This window comes from Mesorhizobium sp. M1E.F.Ca.ET.063.01.1.1 (genome assembly GCF_003998155.1).
GTDB lineage: Bacteria > Pseudomonadota > Alphaproteobacteria > Rhizobiales > Rhizobiaceae > Mesorhizobium.
Genome location: NZ_RZSC01001153.1, coordinates 1 through 1,282 on the forward strand (window position 1 = coordinate 1; position 1,282 = coordinate 1,282).

Annotated in this window: 1 protein-coding gene; it reads left to right on the forward strand. The window is 65.4% G+C overall.

Annotated features, from left to right (window positions below):
• A partial coding sequence (locus EOA29_RS36830) for a phosphoenolpyruvate carboxylase (RefSeq protein WP_127222419.1) occupies positions 1 to 1,282 on the forward strand: 1,282 nt, incomplete at both ends.

The following is a 1,282-nucleotide window of genomic DNA, read 5'->3' on the forward strand; positions in this document are numbered from 1 at the left end:
GCCATGGCCGAATACCACAATACCGCCATAGGCTGGTATCTGACGCAGGTGCAGCGGCTGGTGACGGTGCTCAGCGCCAGTTCGAACGTCATCGACCTGCCGACGAGCTTCAAGCCGGTGCTGCAAACGGCGCTCGATAAAAGCGGACAGGCTGACGTCATCGCCGCCCGCAACCCCGACGAGCCGCTTCGCCAGTTCGCTACGGCCTTGCTTGCCCGGCTGGTTGCGACGCGAGCCGGCGGTACGGCCGCCTACCTCTCCGCGGAGGCGTTTCGTACCGACCTGACCGCCCTGTCTTGCGTTCTCGAAGCCATCGGAGGGCGCGCGGTGGCCGGGCGTTTCGTCCAGCCCCTGCTTTGGCAGGTCGGAAGCTTCGGCTTCCGCACGGTCTCGCTCGACATCCGGCAGAACTCCACGGTCGTCAACCGGGTGCTGGCCGAGCTGTTTGCGCTGGCAAATCCCGCCGATCCGGTCGCGGCAGGCACGCCGCAATGGTCGGCGCGCATTCGCGCAGGCCTCAGCCAAGGCGAGCGGCTGGAGATCGACAGAGGCCAACTCTCGCCTGAAGCCCGTGAACTGCTTTCGACATTCTCCGTCATCGCCAAGCACATCTCGGGCTCGGATGCCGACGCTGTCGGCTCGTTCGTGCTCAGCATGACCCGCTTGGCCGACGATCTGCTCGCGGTCTATCTGCTGGCGCAATATTGCGGACTCTCGACCGCGCCCGATGGCGGCGGCACGATCAGGCTGCGGATCGTGCCGTTGTTCGAGACCATCGCCGATCTGCAGGCCGCCCCTGCCATCCTGAACGGATTGCTCGGCGTCTCGCTGGTGCGGCGGACGGTGCGGGATTTCGGCGCGCGCCAGGAAATCATGCTCGGCTATTCGGATTCCAACAAGGATGGCGGTTTCCTGGCTTCCAATTGGGAACTGGTAAAAGCGCAAAAGCGCCTCGCAGCGATCGGGCGCAAGCACAAGGTCAGGATCAGTTTCTTTCACGGTCGCGGCGGTTCTGTCAGCCGTGGCGGCGCGCCGACCGGCCGGGCGATCGCGGCGCAGCCGGCGGGCACTGTCGCTGGCAGGATGCGGGTGACTGAACAGGGAGAAGTCGTATCTTCGAAATTCGCCAATCGCGGAACCGGTCTCAACCAGCTCGAGGTTCTCGCCGCTGGCGTGCTCGCCCACGGTGCCGGGTCGCCCGGTGATGTCGGGCCGGAAACGCCGGAGTTCGATGAAGCGTTGGAAGCGCTGGCAGGCATGTCCCAGGCATCCTATGCCGGGT